Origin of the sequence: Enterovibrio norvegicus DSM 15893 (assembly GCF_900115495.1) — a bacterium.
Lineage (GTDB): Bacteria > Pseudomonadota > Gammaproteobacteria > Enterobacterales > Vibrionaceae > Enterovibrio > Enterovibrio norvegicus.
Genome location: NZ_FOWR01000023.1, coordinates 1 through 989, shown reverse-complemented (window position 1 = coordinate 989; position 989 = coordinate 1). Strand labels below are relative to the sequence as shown.

1 protein-coding gene is annotated in these 989 nt (G+C 51.8%); it reads right to left on the bottom strand.

The genetic code is table 11. From position 1 onward, the window contains the following. A partial coding sequence (locus BM082_RS24975) for an immunoglobulin-like domain-containing protein (protein ID WP_159435497.1) occupies positions 1–989 on the bottom strand: 989 nt, incomplete at both ends.

The following is a 989-nucleotide window of genomic DNA, read 5'->3' as shown; positions in this document are numbered from 1 at the left end:
GTCGCGACGGTGAAGTCGGTCGAGGTGGTGCCCGCAGCAATCACCACATTGCGAGTCACTGGAGTCACATCGCCGTCTTCGGATGTCTTGTGACCGACAACGACGGTCACGGTGAGATCTGTCGTTGGCGCTTCGCTGATAGTCAGGGTGTAACTGGCTTCTTCGCCTTCTGTAACTTCCGCATCACCCGTTAACGTCAGGGTTGGCTTGTCAGTGGACGTGGTGTCTTCATTGATCGTGGTTTCAACCGCAGATGGGTTATCTGGAAGGACTTCAAAACCACCGCCAGATGTACCTGTCACTGAGACTTCAAACACGTCATCGTCATTGTTTTCAAGGATCGAATCATCCAAGGTTGCGACGGTGAAATCTGTCGAGTTTGTGCCCGCTGCAATCAACACATTGCGAGTCACTGGCGTCACATCGCCGTCTTCTGAGGTTTTGTGTCCAACCACGACAGTGACGGTGAGATCTGTGGTTGGTGCTTCTGAAATAGTGAGCGTATACGACGCTTCCGAACCTTCAACGACTTCCGAATCGCCTGTTAATGTCAGGGTTGGTTTGTCGGTCGAGGTCGTATCTTCGTTGATCGTGGTTTCAACTGCAGATGGATTATCAGGCAGCACTTCAAAACCACCGCCAGCCGTGCCAGTGACGGACACTTCAAAGACATCATCGTCGCTGGTTTCAAGGATTGAATCGTCCAAGGTAACGACGGTGAAATCGGTAGACGTTGTGCCTGCGGCAATCACCACACTGCGAGTCACTGGCGTGATATCGCCATCTTCGGATGTCTTATGACCCACAACGACAGTCACGGTGAGATCTGTCGTTGGTGCTTCTGAAATGGTTAGTGTGTAAGAAGCATCCGCACCTTCAACGACTTCCGAATCACCCGTCAAAGATAGGGTTGGTTTGTCAGTGGACGTGGTGTCTTCGTTGATGGTCGTTTCAACCGCCGATGGGTTATCTGGCAAGACTTCAAAGCC